The sequence below is a fragment of the Methyloversatilis discipulorum genome (assembly GCF_000385375.1).
In the GTDB taxonomy this organism is placed as follows: Bacteria; Pseudomonadota; Gammaproteobacteria; order Burkholderiales; family Rhodocyclaceae; genus Methyloversatilis; species Methyloversatilis discipulorum_A.
The window spans coordinates 4,196,170-4,213,478 of the sequence record NZ_ARVV01000001.1 but is presented as its reverse complement, the minus strand read 5'-3'; the positions used below and the strand labels follow the sequence as shown (position 1 = coordinate 4,213,478).

The following is a 17,309-nucleotide window of genomic DNA, read 5'->3' as shown; positions in this document are numbered from 1 at the left end:
GAGCGAAGACCGTGGGAGCGAGTTTGCTCGCGATTGCGGCCTGGATCGAAGCCGGCGGTTGGCGGCGGCCGTGTCGCGGCCAAGGCCGCTCCCACGGGGATCGAACCTGATCAGAGGGTGTCGGGCGGCGGGGCGTAGCCGGTGATCAGTTCCAGCAGCTCGGCCTCGTTGTAGGGCTTGCCGAGGTAGTGGTTCACGCCGATCTCGCGCGCGTAGGTCTTGTGCTTTTCCGCCGTACGCGAGGTGATCATGATGATGGGGATAGCCTTCGTGCGTGCATCGGCACGCACGTTGCGCGTCAGGTCGAAGCCGTCCATGCGCGGCATTTCGATGTCCACCAGCATCACGGCCGGCTCGGTGTCGATCAGCTTTTCCAGCGCATCCACGCCGTCCTTCGCGGTCACCACGCGATAGCCCTCGCGCTCCAGCAGACGGCTGGTCACCTTGCGCACGGTCAGCGAGTCATCCACCACCATGATCAGCGGCGCTTCGACCGCCTGCGCCACCGGTGCCATCGTGCGCACCGGTTCGTCAGCTGACGTCGCGCGCAGCAGTTCGCTGCGGTTGCGCGCGGCGATCGCCACCGGGTTGATGATCAGCGTCACCTCGCCGTCGGGCAGCACGGTGGCACCGGAAATGCCGACCAGCTTCGACAGCTGCGGGCCGACCGGCTTCACCACCACTTCCTGGTTGCCGCGCAGCGCATCGACTTCCAGCGCCATGAATTCGTGGCCGCTGTTGATCAGCAGCGCCCAGCTGCCGGGCACCGGCTGGCTGTGACCGTCGCCGAGCAGGCGCGGCAGGTACTGGTAGCGGTAGTGCGTGCCCAGCCAATCCTGTCCGCCCGCCTCGCGCAGCGCCTCGCCGGCGTCGCCCTTCAGTTCGCGTGCGTGCTGCACCATCGACGACGGAATCGCATAGGTCTTGCCGGCGCTGCTTACCAGCACCGACTGCGTTACCGCCAGCGTCATCGGCAGCGACAGCCGGAAACGCGTGCCGTGGCCGGTTTCGCTCGTGGTTTCGATGCGACCGCCGAGTGCGGTGGTCGCGTTCTTCACCACGTCCATGCCGACGCCGCGGCCGGCCAGCTCGGATACCGCTGCCGCGGTCGAGAAGCCCGGTTCGAAGATCAGCCCGGTCAGACGGCGCTCGTCGACCGTCTCGTCCGGCGCGATCAGGCCGCGCTCGACACCGCGCGCGCGGATGCGGTCGAAGGCGAGGCCGGCGCCGTCGTCGGCCAGTTCGATCACCACTTCGTTGGTCTGCTGGGTCAGCGTGATCACGATTTCGCCGGTTTCCGACTTGCCGGAGGCGGCGCGCGCCTCGCGCGACTCGATGCCGTGGGCCACCGCGTTGCGCAGCAGGTGCTCGATCGGACCGGTCATCTGTTCCAGCACTTCGCGGTCCAGCTCGATCTGCGTGTTGCGCAGTTCGAGGTTCACCTTCTTGCCCAGCTCCTTGGCCGACTGCCGGGCGACCCGGTAGAGCCGGTCTTCAAGCGTCGAGAACGGCACCATGCGCACCGACATCAGCGCCTGCGACAGCTCGCGGTTCAGCCGCGCCTGCGACTGGATTGCGGTGTCGGCGGCGTCGAGGTTGCGCACCAGGTTGTACTGCACGGTGGTCACGTCGGACAGGCTCTCGGTCATCAGCCGTGACAGTTCCTGCAGTCGCGTGAAGCGGTCCATCTCCAGCGGGTCGAACTGTTCGTGATGTGCTTCGGCCGCCGCCATGCGCGACTGCATCTGGCTTTCGGCGTGGATCTCGATTTCGCGCAGCTGGCCGCGCAGACGCTGCACGTTTTCGGTCAGGTCGTTCAGCGAGCCGCGCAGCGCGCGCAGTTCGCCCTCGATACGGGTGCGCGCGATGCTCATTTCGCCGGCTTCGTTCACGAAGCGGTCGACCATGTCGGAACGCACGCGCACCGTGGGCCGCTCGCGCACCGTACCGGCATCGTCGTCGCCGGCAGCCGGCACCGCCTGGGTGCCGTCGGCGTCCGCGCTTGCGACTTCGTGCGGCTCGCCCGTTTCCCCGCGTTCCAGCCGGGCGACCAGTTCCTCGCAGCGGTCGTAGGCCATTTCGAGTTCGTCGAGCACGGCCGGGCGTTCGTCGGCACTGCAGGGCGCTTCGATCACGCCCTCCATGCTGTGCACCAGATCGCCGAAGCGCATGACGCCGGCCATGCGCGCGCTGCCCTTCAGCGTGTGCAGCTGACGGCGCAGCACGTCGGAGGCCGACAGCTGCTCCGGCTCTTCACGCCATGCGCGCAGTTCGTGGCCGATGTCGCGCAGCAGGTCGTGCGCTTCCTCGATGAAGATGGGCAGCAGCTGCGGGTCGATATCGTCGGCAACGCGCGGTGCGTCCGCGGTTTCGGCGGCGCTACGTGGCGCCGCGCTGCGCAGGCTGTCGGCCGCGGTCGGCAGGTCGCTGGTCTGCGGCAGCACGTACTCGTCCGGCAGCGCCACCTTCTCGAAGCGCATGTCTTCGTCCGCCAGCGCTTCGTCGAGCACGATTTCGTCGGTGGCCGTCACGGCCTCTGCCGCCTCCTCGGGCGACAGGTCGAGCGCCGGCTCTTCGAGCAGCGGGACGTCCGCCGCGGGCAGTTCGGCGTCGGCCTCAGGCGCCGAGTTCTCATCGACCGCTTCGGCCGCCGGTTCGGGCTCGGGCTGGGTATTGCCGTCCGCGTCGAGGCCGCAGCGGAAGCCGTCGCGGTCGCTCAGTACCGAACGGGCGCCGCTTTCGATCGGGGTGATTCCGTCGATGTCCGCGGCGCCGACGTCCAGATCCGGGGCGGAAGGGAGGTCGTGGCTGCCGGCCGGCAGTTCCAGCACCGGCAACTCGACGGCCGGGCGGGTGTGGAAGAACAGCGCGTCGAGCTGTTCGACCAGGGCCGGCGCAGCGTGCGCCTGACCCCCGTCGGCGATCGCGCCGACCTGGCTTTCGAGCGTGCTGGCGGCGGTGTTCAGCAGCGCCGATTCGTGGTCGGCCGGCGGCTCGCCGTGGGCTTCGCAGCGGCTCAGCGCGTGCTCGAGCGCCTTCGCCAGCGCGCTGATGTCAGGCTGGCCGACGGTCAGCGAAATGCCGCCCAGCGTGTGCGCGGCGATCAGGCTGTCCTGTGTCGGCAGCAGCGACGGATTGACGTGCAGGCGGGCAAGTTCGCGCCGCAGCGTGGCCAGATGGCCGCGCGCCTCGGCGACGAACAGGTCGAACAGCGTGCGGTCGGTGCCGGCGTCCAGGGCGAGATCTTCGGCGTCGACGTCGGCCGTGATATCGATCGCTTCCGGGCTGTCGATGACGGCTTCGGCTTCGCTGGCGACGGGCAGGCCGAGGTCCAGATCGAGATCGAAGTCGGGGGCCGTTGCCTCGACCACCTGCGGCGCGTCGTCCAGTTCGATGACGCCTGCTGCCGTGTCGGCCTCGTCGAGATTGAAATCGAGGTCCATGTCGAGCTCGATGTCGAGCGCGTTCTCCTCCGGCGCTGCGGCCGCCTCGATGGTGACCGGCGCGGCCGGGGCCGCTTCGCTGTCGTCCGGCTCGCCGCCGAACAGCGCGGCGCAGGCGGGCGGCAGCCAGCCGTGCTCGGGCGTGACGGTGTTGCCGTCGGCCAGCTGTTCGACCCAGCCGGCGAACAGGTCGCGCGCGCGGTCGAGCAGGTCGAACAGCTCAGGTGTGCCGTCGCGCTCGCTGGACAGCCAGCGGTTCATCACCTGCTCGATCGCGTACGCGCTTTCGCCGAGGTCGCGCAGGCCGACCATGCGGCCGCTGCCCTTCAGCGTGTGGAAGCCACGGCGCAGCGCAGTCAACAGCTCCTGGCTGTGCGGCGCCTGACGTGCGGCGGCGGTGCCGGAGGCGATGTTGTCGAGAACTTCGCGCGCTTCCTCGATGAAGATTTCGAGCAGTTCGGCATCGAACTCCTCCTGGCTGGCTTCGGCCAGACGCACCGTGTCGGCAGACGGCGCCAGCGATTCGACCGGGGCTTCGGCCAGCGCCTGCACCGCATCGGCCACCGCATCGTCGCCGGCCTTCAGCGCGGCCAGCGTTTCGGTCACCCGCTTTTCCAGCTTTTCGTCGGCCAGCAGTTTGGCGTCCTGGCGGATGGTTTCGAGCGACTGCTGCAGCTCGTCGCGCGTGCGCTCGTCGGCGTCGCCGTGCGCCAGCCGGTCGAGCAACTGGGTCGCCTCGTTGCGCCGCGCTGCCAGTTCCGACTCGACGCTGGCTTCGTCCGCCTCGGTCGGCGCGTCGCCGGCCGCTGGTGCGCTGCCGCGCGGGTTCAGGATGGCGTCGAGATCGGCCGGGCCGTACTGCAGCTTGTCCACGAAGAAGCCGAGGCCGGACAGCTGGTGCGCCAGCGCCTCGAATTCGCCCTCAACGGCGACGTGGTCGGGTTGCGCCATGCGGGCGATCTGCTGCGCGCAGCGCCGCACCAGCGACACCGCGGCGTCCTGCCCCAGCATGTTCAGCGCGCCTTCCACCTGCTTCAGCGGCGCAGCCAGCGCAGCCAGTTCGGCCGCCTTGGCGGGATTGCGGAAGTAGGCGTCGAGCTGCTGTTCGACCTCGGTCAGGCTGGCCAGGATTTCGCGCGCGACCTGCCCCATGAACAGCCGCTCCTGGGCGCGGCGCGACATTTCGTCGAACAGCGGAATCTGCATCGCCGGCAGTGTTTCGCCGCGACGAGCGCGCGCCAGGCGGTCGATCAGCGTATCGACCTGGGCCGGCAGGTCGTCGCTCTGGGCGCGGCTGAACTGCTCGACCAGTGCGTCCATCACCAGCAGTGCGGTGGCGACTTCCATCGCCAGGTTTTCCTGGTGCTGCAGCGGATCGCGCCGCAGCCACTGACCGAGGTCGAGCAGTGCCGCGGCGAGCCGGGCGAGGTCGGGCTGACCGACGCGCGCCGCCGACGCGACCATGGATTCGCACTGTTCGTGGAACTGCGGCAGCGCCACGGCGGCGCCGGACGAGAAGCGCGTCCACGCCTCCTTGGCCTGACCGAGCGACTCGCGCAGTGCGGCCAGCGCCGGACGCAGCGCGGCGATGTCGTCGCGCGTGTCGGCGTCGGTGGCCAGCAGCGTGTCCAGCCGGTAGGTGTCGCGCACCGCGCGCAGTGCAGGCGTCGGGTGTTCGGCGGTGGCAATGAAGTACAGCGAGTCACGCATCAGCCGCTCGGCCACGCCGCGCGAGCCTTCGAGCAGGCGGCGCATCTGCACGTCGATGCGCGCGCACAGCCGCTTGATGAAGAAATCGCCCTGGATGGCGCCCTGCGCCATGCCGTCGAACAGCGCACCGGCGACCCACCAGAAGGCGCGCGTGGCCGGTGCGGTCTGCGTCTGTTCGATCGCGCCGACGGCCTGGCGCATCTGCAGCAGGCCGTCGCGGTCGTCACGCAGGAAGCGCAGCAGGCCGCGTTCGAACTGGCTGCGCGCACTGCGCAATGCGCGCGCGCGATCCAGCGGCGACAGCGCCGCGGCGGCGGATGGTGCCGGCGGCGGGCGCAGCGTCAGATCGGGGAAGAACAGTTCCGACGGCGCCACCACGGCTTCGCCGCGCAGCGCCATCAGGTCGCGGTAGAGCGACATCAGCCGCATCGGCTGGTCGCTGCCCCCGGCTACCAGTTCGTCCAGGTGGGTGCGGATCGCGGCGATGGCGCGCAGCGCGACAGCACCGGCGGTGCCGGTGTCGACGAGCCGGCCACCGTGCCAGTCGGCCAGTGTCTGTTCGAGCGCGTCGCAGAAATGGGTCAGGCCGTCGAGACCGACGATGGCCAGCGCGCCGCGCGCCTGGTGCAGGTGTGTCTGGGCGAATTTCAGTGCTTCGGCGCCGCTGCCGTGCTGACCGTCACCGAGTGCCTCGGCGGCGCGCACGAGGGCGAGGTCGATCTCGCCGCGGACCCAGATCAGCGGGCCCAGATCCTGTTCGCTGGTAGAGGTGTTCATACCTTGAAGCCCGCGACCGAGCCCTTGAGTTCAGCGGCGAGGTCCGCCAGCTGGCCGATGGACACCGCGGTCTGCTTGGTGCCGACCGTGGTCTGCTCCGTGATGCGCAGGATGCCCTGCATGCCCTGCGCCACGCGTGTGGCCTGTTCCGCCTGAACCTGGGCGGACGACGAAATGCGTTCGATCAGCTGCGCCAGTTCCGACGACACGGTCGAAATCTCGCCCAGTGCCTGACCGGCAGCGTCCGACAGGCGTGCCCCCTCGACCACGCCGCGGGTCGAGTTTTCCATCGCCGCCACGGCGTCCTGGGTGTCGGTCTGGATGGTGCGAACGATGGCGGCGATCTGCTTGGTCGCCTCGGCCGAACGTTCGGCCAGACGCTGCACTTCCTCCGCCACCACCGTGAAGCCGCGACCGGCTTCGCCGGCACTCGCGGCCTGGATGGCCGCGTTCAGCGCGAGCACGTTGGTCTGTTCGGTAATGTCGGAAATGAGCTCGACGATCTCGCCGATCTCCTGCGACGATTCGCCCAGCCGCTTGATGCGCTTCGACGTTTCCTGGATCTGCTCGCGGATGTCGTTCATGCCGCGGATCGAGTTCGACACCGCGGTCGAGCCGTTCTGCGCCGCGGCCAGGGACTGACGCGCCACCTGCGCCGAGCGTGTCGCCTCCTGCGACACCATATTCATCGACTGCGCCATCGCCAGCACCGACTGGCCGGATTCGGTCACTTCGCGCGACTGCTTTTCCGCCGCCGTCAGCAACTGGGTCGAGATGCGCTGCGCGGTTTCCGACGCCTCGGTCACGCGGCCGGCGGCGTCGTTGATCCGCTTCACCAGCACCGACAGTTCCTCGATCGTGTAATTGACCGAGTCGGCGATGGCGCCGGTGATGTCTTCCGACACCGTCGCGCGCACCGTCAGGTCACCGTCGGCGAGGTCGCCCATCTCGTTCATCAGCCGCAGGATGGCCTGCTGCGTCATGTCCTTCTCGCGCTTCGCTTCCTCGCGCGAACCTTCGGCCTGCAGACGCTGTTCGTTCTGGTCCTCGTTGTAGGCGCGCACCATCAGGAAGACGCTGACCAGAGCCAGCAGCACGCACAGCGCGCCGGCACCGGCCAGGGCCAGCCGCCCCTCGCGTTCGGCGACGTAGCCGGCGCCCAGTTCATCCGTCAGTTTCGACAGCGTCGCCGCCTCGGCGAGCACGGCAGCACCGGCCTTGCGTGCGCCAGCCAGTGCTTCGGGTTTGTCGAGCTCACCGGCCAGCACGCCGAGCGGGCGGTCGATCACGGCGCGCGCGCTGCTGAAGGTGTCGCGCGCCGCGCCTTCGGCCAGCGTCTCGATCTGCTGCGCGGCGTCGCGCAGCGCCGGCACGCTGCGGGCGAGCGTCGCCGGTGCGTCGGCCGCGGTCGCGTGCGCGCCAGCCTGCACCTGACTGAGCACGGTGGCGAAGCTGTGGAACAGGTTGCCGTCCTTGCCGGCCCGCACGACGGCGGTCTGTGCTGCCGCCGCGGCCAGCGCCGGCGCCTGCTGGTCGAGCGCGCGGGCGGCGTCGCCGAGCGCGCGCAGCGCCTTTTCCTGCGCCAGCACGGCCGATACGTTCTGATCGAAGCCTGACCAGGCCGCGTCGAGCTGCTGCAGCGACCCCTGCACCGCACCGGAACTGGCCGGCACGTCGACACCGTCGATCTCGCCGCCCTGGGTGACGCGGTCGAGCAGCCGGAAGAAGGCGTCACGCGAGGCGGCCAGTTCGGCGAAGGCGGCCGACTCGCCGGCCAGCGCCTGGTGCGCCGACTTCGCCATGCTCTGGCTCAGCGTGCGCATCTGGCCGGCGGCCGATACATAGCTCGCGTTGTAGCGGGTGATGCGCAAGTCCTGCCAGACAAGGAAGGCGGCGATCACGATGAAGAACAGGAACAGCGTTCCGAGCACGCGTACCTGCTGTTCGAGCGGCAGGTGACCGATCAGCGGCAGGCGTCCGCGCAGGAAACCGAGGGTGCCGCGTGGCGCGGTGGGGGCGCTGCTGCCGTCGGCGGGACGGGCGGATTTCAGTCCTGGGATGTTCAGTGCCATCGGAGCTATTCCTGGAGGGCTGTTCGGTTCTTGGAGGACGGTGTGCTGTCAGCCTCTGCTGCAATCAGGCGGCGACGTCGAGGAAACGCGCGTCGGTGTAGAGCTTGCGCGGATCGAAGCGGCGCCACAGCCGGCCCTGCGTGTCGGAAAACTGCGTCGAAACCCAGGGCCGCGGATCCGGTGCCGCGTCGGCCGGTTCGAAATCGTCGAGTGCGCGCAGGCCGAGCACGCGCGACACCAGCAGCGCGCTGTTGCAGCCGAACTTGGCGTGCGGCAGCAGCAGCCGGGCGTCGCTGGTCAGCGCGGTCGGCGCATTGCCCTGGAAGGCGGAAAAATCGCTGACCGCGTACAGCACGCCGCGCACGTTGGCGACGCCGCGCAGCCAGCCGGTGGCCAGCGGCACCGGTGTCAGCGCCGGCACCGGCAGGATTTCGCCGGACTCGGCCAGATCGATCAGCCACAGTTCGGCGCCGGACTGCAGGCCGAGCAGCGCCCGCGTACTGGTGGCGCCCGAGGTGTCCGACAGCTTGCGGGCCAGCTCTTCCTGAAACTCGCGCAGCGAGAGCTTAGCCATTGTTGTTTGCCGCGCCGAGCTGGGCGATGCGTCCGAGCAGCTCTTCGAGGTTGACCGGCTTGACCATGTAGTCGAGCGCGCCCTGGCGCATGCCCCAGATGCGGTCGGTCGGCAGGTCCTTGCTGGTACACATGATCACCGGGATGTCGCGCGTGCTGTCGTCGCGGGTGATCGTGCGGGTGGCCTGGTAGCCGTTGATGCCCGGCATCACCACGTCCATCAGGATGAGGTCGGGCTTTTCGGCCTTGGCCTTCTCGATGGCCTGTTCGCCGTTCTCGGCGATGATGACCTCGAAGCCCTTGCGGGTCAGGAAGTCGTTCAGAACATGGCGTTCGGTGGGCGAATCGTCCACCACCATGATGCGCTTGATCGCCATCGTCGGCTCCGCGTTCGGTGGATACGGTGTAAGGCGTCTCAGTCAGCGCCGTTGCGCGCGTGACGCGACACCGCCTGCAGCAGGCTGTCCTTCGTGAAGGGCTTGGTGAGATATTCGTCCGAGCCGACCATCCGGCCGCGTGCGCGGTCGAACAGGCCATCGCGTGACGAAAGCATCACGACGGGAGTAGCGGCAAAACGGGGGTTCTTCTTGATGAGCGCGCAGGTCTGGTAGCCGTCGAGGCGCGGCATCATGATGTCGCAGAAGATGACCTGGGGGTGGTGGTCACTGATTTTCGACAGGGCGTCGAAGCCATCCTCGGCGAGGACCACCTGGTACCCGGCCTGGACCAGGAAGATTTCGGCACTGCGGCGTATGGTGTTGCTGTCGTCGATCACCATCACCTTGACGCCGGTATTGCCACCCGATTCAGCCAAGATGTTCTCCCCTGTTGTCCGCACGCCGTTCTGCCGCTGGACTGCGCGGCGACGGCACCCGGTTGGTCTTCATGAGGCGGATGCACCGGCCCGACAGGTCCGCGACCGATGCGTGTTTCAGATCTGGACCATCTCGAAATCGTCCTTGCGTGCGCTGCACTCGGGACAGGTCCAGTTGGGCGGAACGTCCGCCCAGCGAGTGCCGGGGGCGATGCCCTCTTCCGGCAGACCGGCGGCTTCGTCGTAGATGAAGCCGCAGATGAGACACATGTAAGTCTGGAATTCGGCCGTGACAGTGGAACTCATGGCAGGTTGGTTTGTTAGAATCCGGTCGATATTACCGTAATTAACCATCTGTAACGACAATCCGGGCGCGCGCTTTATGGTCAATTCTGATGTGCGGGCGCATCCTCCGCTTGTCATGTGTTTTTCGGCGACCGACCCCACTGGCGGGGCCGGCATGCAGGCCGATCTGATGACGCTGTCGGCCCTGGGCTGCCATCCGCTGACGGTCGTGACGGCCGTCACGGTGCAGGACAGCGCCGGCGTTGAAGAGGTCGTGCCGATGGACGACGACCTGCTGGTCGATCAGGCGCGTGTGCTGCTCGCCGACATGCCGGTCGCGGCGTTCAAGATCGGCGTGATGGGCAGCATCGAGAACATCGCCGCCATCGCCGAAATCATTTCCGACTACCCCGACGTGCCGGTGGTGCTCGATCCGGTGCTGTCGTCCGGCCGTGGCGACGAGCTCGCCGACGAGGACATGGTGATCGCGCTGCAGGAACTGCTGCTGCCGCTGACCACCGTGCTGACGCCCAACAGCCTCGAAGCCCGTCGTCTGGCGCAGGCCGACGACGAGGACGACGACGGAGATGATTTCGCCGACGAGGATGACGAAAGCGACGACGACGAGGACGAGCGGGACGATGGCGCGGGTGCGGCCGCACCGACGCTGGAACAGTGCGCGCGTCAGCTCATCGCCGCCGGCTGCGGCCACGTGCTGCTGACCGGCACGCACGAATCGACCACCCGCGTCGCCAACGTGCTGTACGGGCGCAGTGGCGTCATCCGCCGCGACGAGTGGGACCGTCTGCCCGGCAGCTACCACGGTTCCGGCTGCACGCTGGCGTCGGCGCTGGCAGCCTGGCTGGCGCACGGCCTCGACGTCGGTGAAGCGGCGCACGCTGCGCAGGAGTACACCTGGCGCACGCTGCAGGCCGGTTTCCGGCCGGGCATGGGCCAGCACCTGCCAGACCGCTTCTTCTTCCTGCGCGAACACAATGCGGCGACCGCCGACCGGGAGTCCGACGATGACGCGTAAGCCGCTGCGCGGCCTGTACGCGGTGACGCCGGAAGCGCTGAGCGGCGCCGCGCTGTACCGCGCGGCCGAAGCCGCCTGCGGCAACGGCGCGGTCGTGCTGCAGTACCGCAACAAGTCCACCGACACCGTGCAGCGGCGCGCCGACGCCGACGCGCTGCGCGCGATCACCACCGTCTGCGGCGCGCTGTTCATCATCAACGACGACATCGAACTGGCGAAGGCCTGCGGCGCCGATGGCGTGCATGTCGGTCGCGACGACGGCGGCCCGGCGCTGGCGCGCAAGGCGCTCGGCCGTGACGCGCTGATCGGCGTGTCCTGTTACGACGACCCGGCGCTGGCCCGGGCCGCCGCGCGCGACGGCGCCGATTACGTCGCCTTCGGCTCGATGTACGCATCGAGCACCAAGCCCGCCGCACCGCCGGCCTCTATCGGCCGTTTCGCCGAAGTGGCCAACCTCGGCCTGCCGCGCTGCGCCATCGGCGGCATCACGCTTGCGCGCGCGCCGGAACTGATCGCTGCCGGCGCCGATCTGCTGGCCGTGGTGTCCGACCTGTTCGACGCGCCCGACATCGCGGCGCGCGCCCGCGCCTACGCCAGGCTTTTCTGAAGGAATTCCCCATGAGCACCCGCAACGAACAACTTTTCGAACGCGCCCAGCGCAGCATTCCGGGCGGCGTCAATTCGCCGGTGCGCGCCTTCCGCTCGGTCGGCGGCACGCCGCGCTTCTTCACCCGCGGCGCAGGCAGCCGGCTGTGGGACGCCGACGGCACCGAATACATCGACTACGTCGGTTCCTGGGGCCCGGCCATCGTCGGCCATGCGCACCCGGAGGTGATCCGCGCAGTGCAGGAGGCGGCCGTCGGCGGCCTCTCGTTCGGCGCGCCGACCGAAGCCGAAATCGTTATGGCGGAAACGCTGTGCGCGCGCGTGCCGTCGATCGAACAGGTGCGCCTGGTCAGCTCCGGCACCGAGGCGACGATGAGCGCCATCCGGCTGGCGCGCGGCTTCACCGGTCGCGACGCCATCGTGAAATTCGAAGGCTGCTACCACGGCCACGCCGACAGCCTGCTGGTGAAAGCCGGCTCCGGCGCGCTCACCTTCGGCAACCCGAGTTCGGGCGGCGTGCCGGACGACTTCGCCAAGCACACGCTGGTGCTCGACTACAACGACGTGCAGCAGCTCGAAGACTGCTTCCGCAACCACGGCGAGCGCATCGCCTGCGTCATCGTCGAGCCGGTCGTCGGCAACATGAACCTCATCGTGCCGAGCCGCGAGTTCATCGACGCGATGCGCGCGCTGTGCACGAAATACGGTTCGGTACTCATCTTCGACGAGGTGATGACCGGCTTCCGCGTCGGCCCGGTCGGCGCCCAGGGCCTGTTCGGCATCACGCCCGACCTGACCACGCTGGGCAAGGTGATCGGTGGCGGCATGCCAGTCGGCGCCTTCGGCGGACGGCGCGACATCATGTCCGCCATCGCGCCGCTGGGCGCGGTCTACCAGGCCGGCACGCTGTCCGGCAACCCGGTCGCCGTGGCCGCCGGCCTGAAGACGCTGGAACTGATCAACGCCCCCGGCTTCCACGACCGCCTCGCCGCTCGCACCAAGCAGTTCTGCGACGGCCTGGTCGCCGCCGCGAAAGAGGCCGGCGTCACCTTCTCGGCCCAGTCGGTCGGCGGCATGTTCGGCCTCTACTTCCGCGACGGCTGCCCGGCGAGCTACGCCGAAGTGATGCAGTCCGACCGCGAGCGCTTCAACCGCTTCTTCCACGCCATGCTGGACGCCGGCGTCTACCTCGCACCGTCGGCCTTCGAAGCCGGCTTCGTGTCGGGCGCGCACAGCGAGGACGACGTGGCGCAGACCATCGCGCGGGCGAAGGCGGCGTTTGCGAAGGTGGCGTGACAGCAAGCGCGGCTTGCATGGGACGGCCATGATCCCCAACGTCCTCACCATCGCCGGCACCGACCCGACCGGTGGCGCCGGCATACAGGCCGACCTCAAGACCTTTTCCGCGCTCGGCGTCTATGGCATGAGCGCGATCACCGCGGTGGTGGCGCAGAACACCTGCGGCGTGCGCAGTTTCGTCGCACTTGAGCCGGAGTTTGTCGGCGAACAGATCGACGCGGTGTTCGACGACGTGCGGGTCGATGCGGTGAAGGTGGGCATGATCGCCAACGCGGCGATCGCCCGCGTGGTGGCGGACCGGCTGCGGCGGCATGCGCGCTGCCCGGTGGTGGTCGATCCGGTCATGGTGGCCAAGAGCGGCGACCATCTGCTGTTGCCGGATGCGGTGGCCGCGCTGCGCGACGAACTGCTGCCGCTGGCTACGCTGATCACGCCCAATCTGCCGGAAGCGGCGGTGCTGCTCGACCGCCCGCCGCCGCAAACGCTGGACGACATGCGCGAAATGCTGACCGCGCTGCGCGCGCTCGGATCACAGTGGGTGCTGCTTAAGGGGGGTCATCTGCGCGCGCCACACAGTACGGATCTGCTCGCCGGCCCCGACGTAGAACTTGCGCTGCCGGCGCAGCGTATCGACACCACCCGCGATCACGGTACCGGCTGCACGCTGGCTGCCGCTGCGGCAGCGCTGCTGCCGACCACCGACGTGGTGAGCGCGGTGCGCCAGGCGAAAGACTATCTGGGTGCCGCGCTGGCCGCCGCGGACCGGCTGGAGGTCGGCAGGGGACGCGGTCCGGTGCACCACTTCCACGCACTGTGGAAATGACGGGTCACCTCACGCGCTGGCACGGCCGCAATGCCGTTTCCTTGAGTCCCGCGGCCCGGGTCTTGTATCGGCCCTACAGCGTGCCGCGCGGCTTGCGCCCTGACTTCGACGCCAGCGCGTCGTACACCGCGTTGGGCAGCAGCCGCATCAACTTGGCGACGATGCCCATCTGCCACGGGATGACGGCATAGCTGCGCGGGCCGTCGATGAAGCGGGCGAAGCGTTCGGCGGCGTCGGCGGCTTCGAGCATGAAGGGCATCGGGTAAGGGTTCTTCTCGGTCATCGGCGTGTCGATGTAACCGGGGCACAGCGTCTTCACCCGTACGCCGCTGCCGCGCAGTTCGACGCGCAGACTTTCCAGGTAGCTGATCGCCGCCGCCTTCGACGCGCTGTAGGCGCCGGCGCCCGGCAGGCCTCGGATGCCGGCGACGGAAGCGATGCCCACCAGCGTGCCCGAGCCGCGCGCCTGCATCGGTTTCACGAAGGGTGCGAAGGTGCGCACCAGCCCCAGCACATTGATGTCGAACACCGCCTCGAACGCGGGCAGGTCTTCCTGTTCGCCGGTCAGCGTACCGACCGATACGCCGGCGTTGCCGATGACGACGTCGGGCACGCCGACGCGGGCGATGAAATCTTCCGCTGCAGCACGCAGCGCGTCGGTGTCGCGCACGTCGGCGGTGTAGTGCAGGTGCTGGCCCGGCAGGCTGGCCGTCACTTTTTCGAGCAGCTCGGCGCGGCGCGCGACCAGACCGAGTGTGGCGCCCTGTGCCGCGTAATGGCGCGCCAGCGCCTCGCCGATGCCGGTCGATGCGCCGGTCAAAAAAACAACGGGTGCCGCGCGGGCACCCGTCGTCATCGTCGAACCGTCCGCTTTCACTTCTTGCCGGCAGCAGCGCGCTCGGCGCGGGCGCGGTCGATCAGCGCGTCGAGGTTGGCGAGCATGCCGTCGAAGCTGTTGCCCAGCGCGATGTACTTGCCATCGACCACCAGCGCCGGCACGCCGGTCAGCTGGTAGGCGGCGCTCATCTGCTGCGCGCGCTGCACCTTGCCCGACACGGCGAAGGACTTGGCGGTGTCCTCGAACTTCTTGCCGTCGATGCCGTTCTTGCTCATCCACGTCGAGATGGTGCCGATGTCGTTGAAGGCCTGGCGATCCACGTGGATCGCGTCGAACACCTTGCCGTGCATGCGATCGAGCTCGCCCATGGTTTCCAGCGTGTAGTAGGTCTGCGCACCGGCCACCCACGACTGGCGGAAGATCGCCGGTACGCGCTTGAAGGTGACGTCGGCCGGCAGCTTGGCCAGCCACTTCTTCAGCGTCGGTTCGAGGTCGAAGCAGTGCGGGCAGCCGTACCAGAAGAACTCGATCACTTCGACCTTGTTGCCCGGCTCGGTGGACTGCGCCGGCTTGATTTCACGGTAGTCCTTGTCGGTCAGCGGCGCGGCGGTGGCGGTGCCGATGGACATGAAGCCGGCGACGGCCAGCGCGGCAAGGGCTTTGAATCCGAATTTCATGCTGTCTCCTTATTCTGAATCGACGTCATCGGACAATCGACGCGTCGATTCCGTTCTGTGCAAGGTCAGCGCGTACGCGCTGCATGTCTTCCGCGTTGGCGAAGGGGCCCAGGCGCACCCGGTACAGCGTGCCCTTGCCGGGCACCGTACCTTTCTGCACCGAAGATTCCAGACCGATCAACGCAAGACGGGCGCGCAGGTTGTCCGCTTCTTCTTCCGACGAGAAAGCGCCCGCCTGCAGCAGCAGCGACGCCGGCGGCTGTGCGGCCGCAGGCTGCTCCGCGGCAGGAGCCGGTTTCGCTTCCGGCGCGGCGGCCGGCGCCGGCGTGTTGCCGGGCAGGGTTTCGTAGAAGTCGAAGCGCGGCTTGGCGGGTGCCTTGTCGCCCGGCTTGCCCGGCAGTGCGGCCGGCTCGGCCGGTGGCTGTGCCGGCGGCGGTGCGCTGCCGCGGACCTGCAGCGGCAGCGACGAGCCGTTGATGTACCACATGACGCCAGCGCTCAGCACCACACCGAGCACCAGGCCGATGAAGATGCCGACCACGGTGCCGCCGCGGCTCTTGCGTGCAGACGATTTCTTCGCAGGGGCCTTGGCCATTTACATCGTTTCCGGGGCGGACACGCCGAGCAGGGCGAGGCCGTTGGCGATGACCTGCCGGGTGGCCGCTGCCAGTGCGAGGCGGGCTTCGCGCACGGCCAGATCGTCGACCAGCATGCGCGAGGCGTTGTAGAAGGCGTGGAAGTCGGATGCCACGTCGCGCAGGTAGAAGGCAACCGAGTGCGGGGCGCGGTCGGCGACCGCCGCCGTGATCACGTCCGGGAATTCGGCCAGGCGCTGTGCCAGCAGCAGTTCCTTCTCGCCGGACAGGCTGTCCACCGGCACGCCCTGCAGCAGCGACAGGTCGAGCGCATGGTTGGCCACCGCCTCGCGGATGACAGAACAGATGCGCGCGTGCGCGTATTGGATGTAATAGACCGGGTTGTCGTTCGATTCCGACTTGGCCAGATCGAGGTCGAAATCCAGGTGCTGGTCGCTCTTGCGCAGCACGTAGAAGAAGCGGGCGGCGTCGTTGCCCACCTCGGCGCGCAGATCGCGCAGCGTGACGAAGTCGCCCGAGCGCTTGCCCATGGCCGCCTTTTCGCCGCCACGGTAGAGCACGGCGAACTGCACCAGCGCGATTTCGAGCTTGTCCGGGTTCTCGCCGAGTGCGGCGAGCGCACCCTTCACGCGCGGGATGTAGCCATGGTGGTCGGCGCCCCAGACGTCGATTACCAGATCGAAGCCGCGCGCGAATTTCTCGGCGTGGTAGGCGATGTCGGACGCGAAATACGTATACGCGCCGTTGTCGCGGCGGACCACGCGGTCCTTCTCGTCACCGAAATGGGTGGAGCGGAACCACAGCGCGCCGTCCTGTTCGTAGATGTGGCCGGCGTCCTGCAGGCGTTTCACCGCGCGATCGACGGCACCGTTGGTGTGCAGCGACTGTTCCGAATACCACACGTCGTAGTGCACGCGGAATTCGCCGAGGTCGTTGCGCTGGTCGGCCAGCATCGCGTCGAGCGCAAAGCGGTGCACCGTCCACCATTCGTCGCCGAGCGACTTCTTGGCGGCGGCGATCAGCGCATCGAGCATGGCGTCGGCGGTGTCGCCCGGCTGCGAAGCGTCGGGCAGGTCGCCGGTGTGGCGGTTGAGTCGTGTGCCTTGCTGGATGAACAGTTCTGCGCCGATGTCGCGCACGTACTCACCGCGGTAGCCGTCGGCCGGGAATTTTACGGCGGTGCCCTGGGTTTCGAGATAGCGCAGCCATACCGACACGGCCAGGATGTCCATCTGGCGGCCGGCGTCGTTCACATAGAACTCGCGCGTCACCGCGTAGCCGGCGGCCTCCAGCAGATTGGACAGCGCCGAGCCATAGGCCGCGCCGCGGCCGTGACCGACGTGCAGCGGGCCGGTCGGATTGGCCGACACGAATTCGATCTGCACCTTCCGGCCGGCGCCGCTGTCCGAGCGGCCGTAGCGTTCGCGTTCGGCGAGGATGCGGCCGACGATGGCCTGCTTCACCGATGCGCTGAAGAAGAAGTTGATGAAGCCCGCGCCTGCCACCTCGGCACGCTCGATCAAGTTGGATGGCGGCAGTTCGCGCACGATGCGTCCGGCGATCACGCGCGGGTTCTGCTTCAGCGCCTTGGCCAGCTGCAGCGCGACGTTGCAGGCGAGGTCGCCATGCGCGGCCTGCTTCGGGCGATCAAGGATGATGTCGGGCGCGGCGAGGTCAGGTGCCACGCTGGCGAGCGAGGCATGCAGCAGACGGGTCAGTTCCTGGCGCAGTTCGGGGGTCATGAATGGAACGAGGGCGCG

14 protein-coding genes are annotated in these 17,309 nt (G+C 68.5%); 4 read left to right on the top strand and 10 right to left on the bottom strand.

Annotated elements, in window-relative coordinates; genetic code table 11:
* Nucleotides 1–110 precede the first annotated feature (110 nt).
* The 6 genes from METRZ18153_RS0119625 to METRZ18153_RS0119600 all read right to left on the bottom strand — a co-directional run bounded on the left by METRZ18153_RS0119625 (nt 111) and on the right by METRZ18153_RS0119600 (nt 9,695).
* Nucleotides 111–5,930 (bottom strand): hybrid sensor histidine kinase/response regulator, encoded by a 5,820-nt coding sequence (locus METRZ18153_RS0119625; RefSeq protein ID WP_020166344.1) that lies wholly within the window; start codon nt 5,928–5,930, stop codon nt 111–113.
* Complete coding sequence (locus METRZ18153_RS0119620; RefSeq protein WP_020166343.1) at nt 5,927–8,002, bottom strand: methyl-accepting chemotaxis protein; 2,076 nt, start codon at nt 8,000–8,002, stop codon at nt 5,927–5,929. The genes METRZ18153_RS0119625 and METRZ18153_RS0119620 overlap by 4 nt, the downstream gene beginning before the upstream one ends.
* A 64-nt stretch (nt 8,003–8,066) precedes the next feature.
* Nucleotides 8,067–8,576 (bottom strand): chemotaxis protein CheW, encoded by a 510-nt coding sequence (locus METRZ18153_RS0119615; RefSeq protein WP_020166342.1) that lies wholly within the window; start codon nt 8,574–8,576, stop codon nt 8,067–8,069.
* Nucleotides 8,569–8,952 (bottom strand): response regulator, encoded by a 384-nt coding sequence (locus METRZ18153_RS0119610; RefSeq protein ID WP_020166341.1) that lies wholly within the window; start codon nt 8,950–8,952, stop codon nt 8,569–8,571. The genes METRZ18153_RS0119615 and METRZ18153_RS0119610 overlap by 8 nt, the downstream gene beginning before the upstream one ends.
* A gap of 38 nt (nt 8,953–8,990) precedes the next feature.
* Nucleotides 8,991–9,389 (bottom strand): response regulator, encoded by a 399-nt coding sequence (locus METRZ18153_RS0119605; RefSeq protein ID WP_020166340.1) that lies wholly within the window; start codon nt 9,387–9,389, stop codon nt 8,991–8,993.
* A gap of 117 nt (nt 9,390–9,506) precedes the next feature.
* A complete protein-coding gene (locus METRZ18153_RS0119600) occupies nt 9,507–9,695 on the bottom strand; it encodes a rubredoxin (protein WP_020166339.1) in 189 nt (62 codons plus the stop codon).
* A gap of 76 nt (nt 9,696–9,771) precedes the next feature.
* Here METRZ18153_RS0119600 and thiD (METRZ18153_RS0119595) point away from each other — a divergent pair, with 76 nt between their 5' ends.
* The 4 genes from thiD (METRZ18153_RS0119595) to thiD (METRZ18153_RS0119580) are packed head-to-tail and all read left to right on the top strand — an operon-like array spanning nt 9,772 to nt 13,438.
* The gene (gene thiD, locus METRZ18153_RS0119595) at nt 9,772–10,710 is read left to right on the top strand and encodes a bifunctional hydroxymethylpyrimidine kinase/phosphomethylpyrimidine kinase (RefSeq protein ID WP_415857699.1); all 939 of its coding nucleotides are present in this window, start codon (nt 9,772–9,774) and stop codon (nt 10,708–10,710) included.
* Entirely contained in the window at nt 10,700–11,317 is a 618-nt protein-coding gene (gene thiE, locus METRZ18153_RS0119590; protein WP_020166337.1) for a thiamine phosphate synthase, read from the top strand. Before thiD (METRZ18153_RS0119595) ends, thiE begins: the two co-directional genes overlap by 11 nt.
* An 11-nt stretch (nt 11,318–11,328) precedes the next feature.
* Nucleotides 11,329–12,612, top strand: a complete 1,284-nt coding sequence (hemL, locus tag METRZ18153_RS0119585) for a glutamate-1-semialdehyde 2,1-aminomutase (protein ID WP_020166336.1) — start codon at nt 11,329–11,331, stop codon at nt 12,610–12,612.
* A 28-nt stretch (nt 12,613–12,640) separates the two neighbouring features.
* On the top strand, nt 12,641–13,438 hold the full coding sequence (gene thiD / locus METRZ18153_RS0119580; RefSeq protein WP_020166335.1) for a bifunctional hydroxymethylpyrimidine kinase/phosphomethylpyrimidine kinase: 798 nt from the start codon (nt 12,641–12,643) through the stop codon (nt 13,436–13,438).
* A gap of 73 nt (nt 13,439–13,511) precedes the next feature.
* Here thiD (METRZ18153_RS0119580) and METRZ18153_RS0119575 read toward each other — a convergent pair whose 3' ends face one another.
* The 4 genes from METRZ18153_RS0119575 to argS are packed head-to-tail and all read right to left on the bottom strand — an operon-like array spanning nt 13,512 to nt 17,291.
* On the bottom strand, nt 13,512–14,294 hold the full coding sequence (locus METRZ18153_RS0119575; protein WP_232416097.1) for an SDR family oxidoreductase: 783 nt from the start codon (nt 14,292–14,294) through the stop codon (nt 13,512–13,514).
* 17 nt (nt 14,295–14,311) lie between these two features.
* A complete protein-coding gene (locus METRZ18153_RS0119570; RefSeq protein ID WP_020166333.1) occupies nt 14,312–14,953 on the bottom strand; it encodes a thiol:disulfide interchange protein DsbA/DsbL in 642 nt (213 codons plus the stop codon).
* Between the two features lie 25 nt (nt 14,954–14,978).
* A complete protein-coding gene (locus tag METRZ18153_RS0119565; RefSeq protein ID WP_020166332.1) occupies nt 14,979–15,548 on the bottom strand; it encodes an SPOR domain-containing protein in 570 nt (189 codons plus the stop codon).
* A complete protein-coding gene (argS, locus tag METRZ18153_RS0119560) occupies nt 15,549–17,291 on the bottom strand; it encodes an arginine--tRNA ligase (protein ID WP_020166331.1) in 1,743 nt (580 codons plus the stop codon).
* Between the last annotated feature and the right edge of the window lie 18 nt (nt 17,292–17,309).

Excerpts from the sequence above, each read along its gene's own strand:
- METRZ18153_RS0119625 (WP_020166344.1), bottom strand. The coding sequence starts at position 5,930 with ATGAACACCTCTACCAGCGAACAGGATCTGGGCCCGCTGATCTGGGTC.
- METRZ18153_RS0119620 (WP_020166343.1), bottom strand. The coding sequence starts at position 8,002 with ATGGCACTGAACATCCCAGGACTGAAATCCGCCCGTCCCGCCGACGGC.
- METRZ18153_RS0119615 (WP_020166342.1), bottom strand. The coding sequence starts at position 8,576 with ATGGCTAAGCTCTCGCTGCGCGAGTTTCAGGAAGAGCTGGCCCGCAAG.
- METRZ18153_RS0119610 (WP_020166341.1), bottom strand. The coding sequence starts at position 8,952 with ATGGCGATCAAGCGCATCATGGTGGTGGACGATTCGCCCACCGAACGC.
- METRZ18153_RS0119600 (WP_020166339.1), bottom strand. The coding sequence starts at position 9,695 with ATGAGTTCCACTGTCACGGCCGAATTCCAGACTTACATGTGTCTCATC.
- thiD (WP_415857699.1), top strand. The coding sequence starts at position 9,772 with ATGGTCAATTCTGATGTGCGGGCGCATCCTCCGCTTGTCATGTGTTTT.
- thiE (WP_020166337.1), top strand. The coding sequence starts at position 10,700 with ATGACGCGTAAGCCGCTGCGCGGCCTGTACGCGGTGACGCCGGAAGCG.
- hemL (WP_020166336.1), top strand. The coding sequence starts at position 11,329 with ATGAGCACCCGCAACGAACAACTTTTCGAACGCGCCCAGCGCAGCATT.
- thiD (WP_020166335.1), top strand. The coding sequence starts at position 12,641 with ATGATCCCCAACGTCCTCACCATCGCCGGCACCGACCCGACCGGTGGC.
- METRZ18153_RS0119575 (WP_232416097.1), bottom strand. The coding sequence starts at position 14,294 with ATGACGACGGGTGCCCGCGCGGCACCCGTTGTTTTTTTGACCGGCGCA.
- METRZ18153_RS0119570 (WP_020166333.1), bottom strand. The coding sequence starts at position 14,953 with ATGAAATTCGGATTCAAAGCCCTTGCCGCGCTGGCCGTCGCCGGCTTC.
- METRZ18153_RS0119565 (WP_020166332.1), bottom strand. The coding sequence starts at position 15,548 with ATGGCCAAGGCCCCTGCGAAGAAATCGTCTGCACGCAAGAGCCGCGGC.
- argS (WP_020166331.1), bottom strand. The coding sequence starts at position 17,291 with ATGACCCCCGAACTGCGCCAGGAACTGACCCGTCTGCTGCATGCCTCG.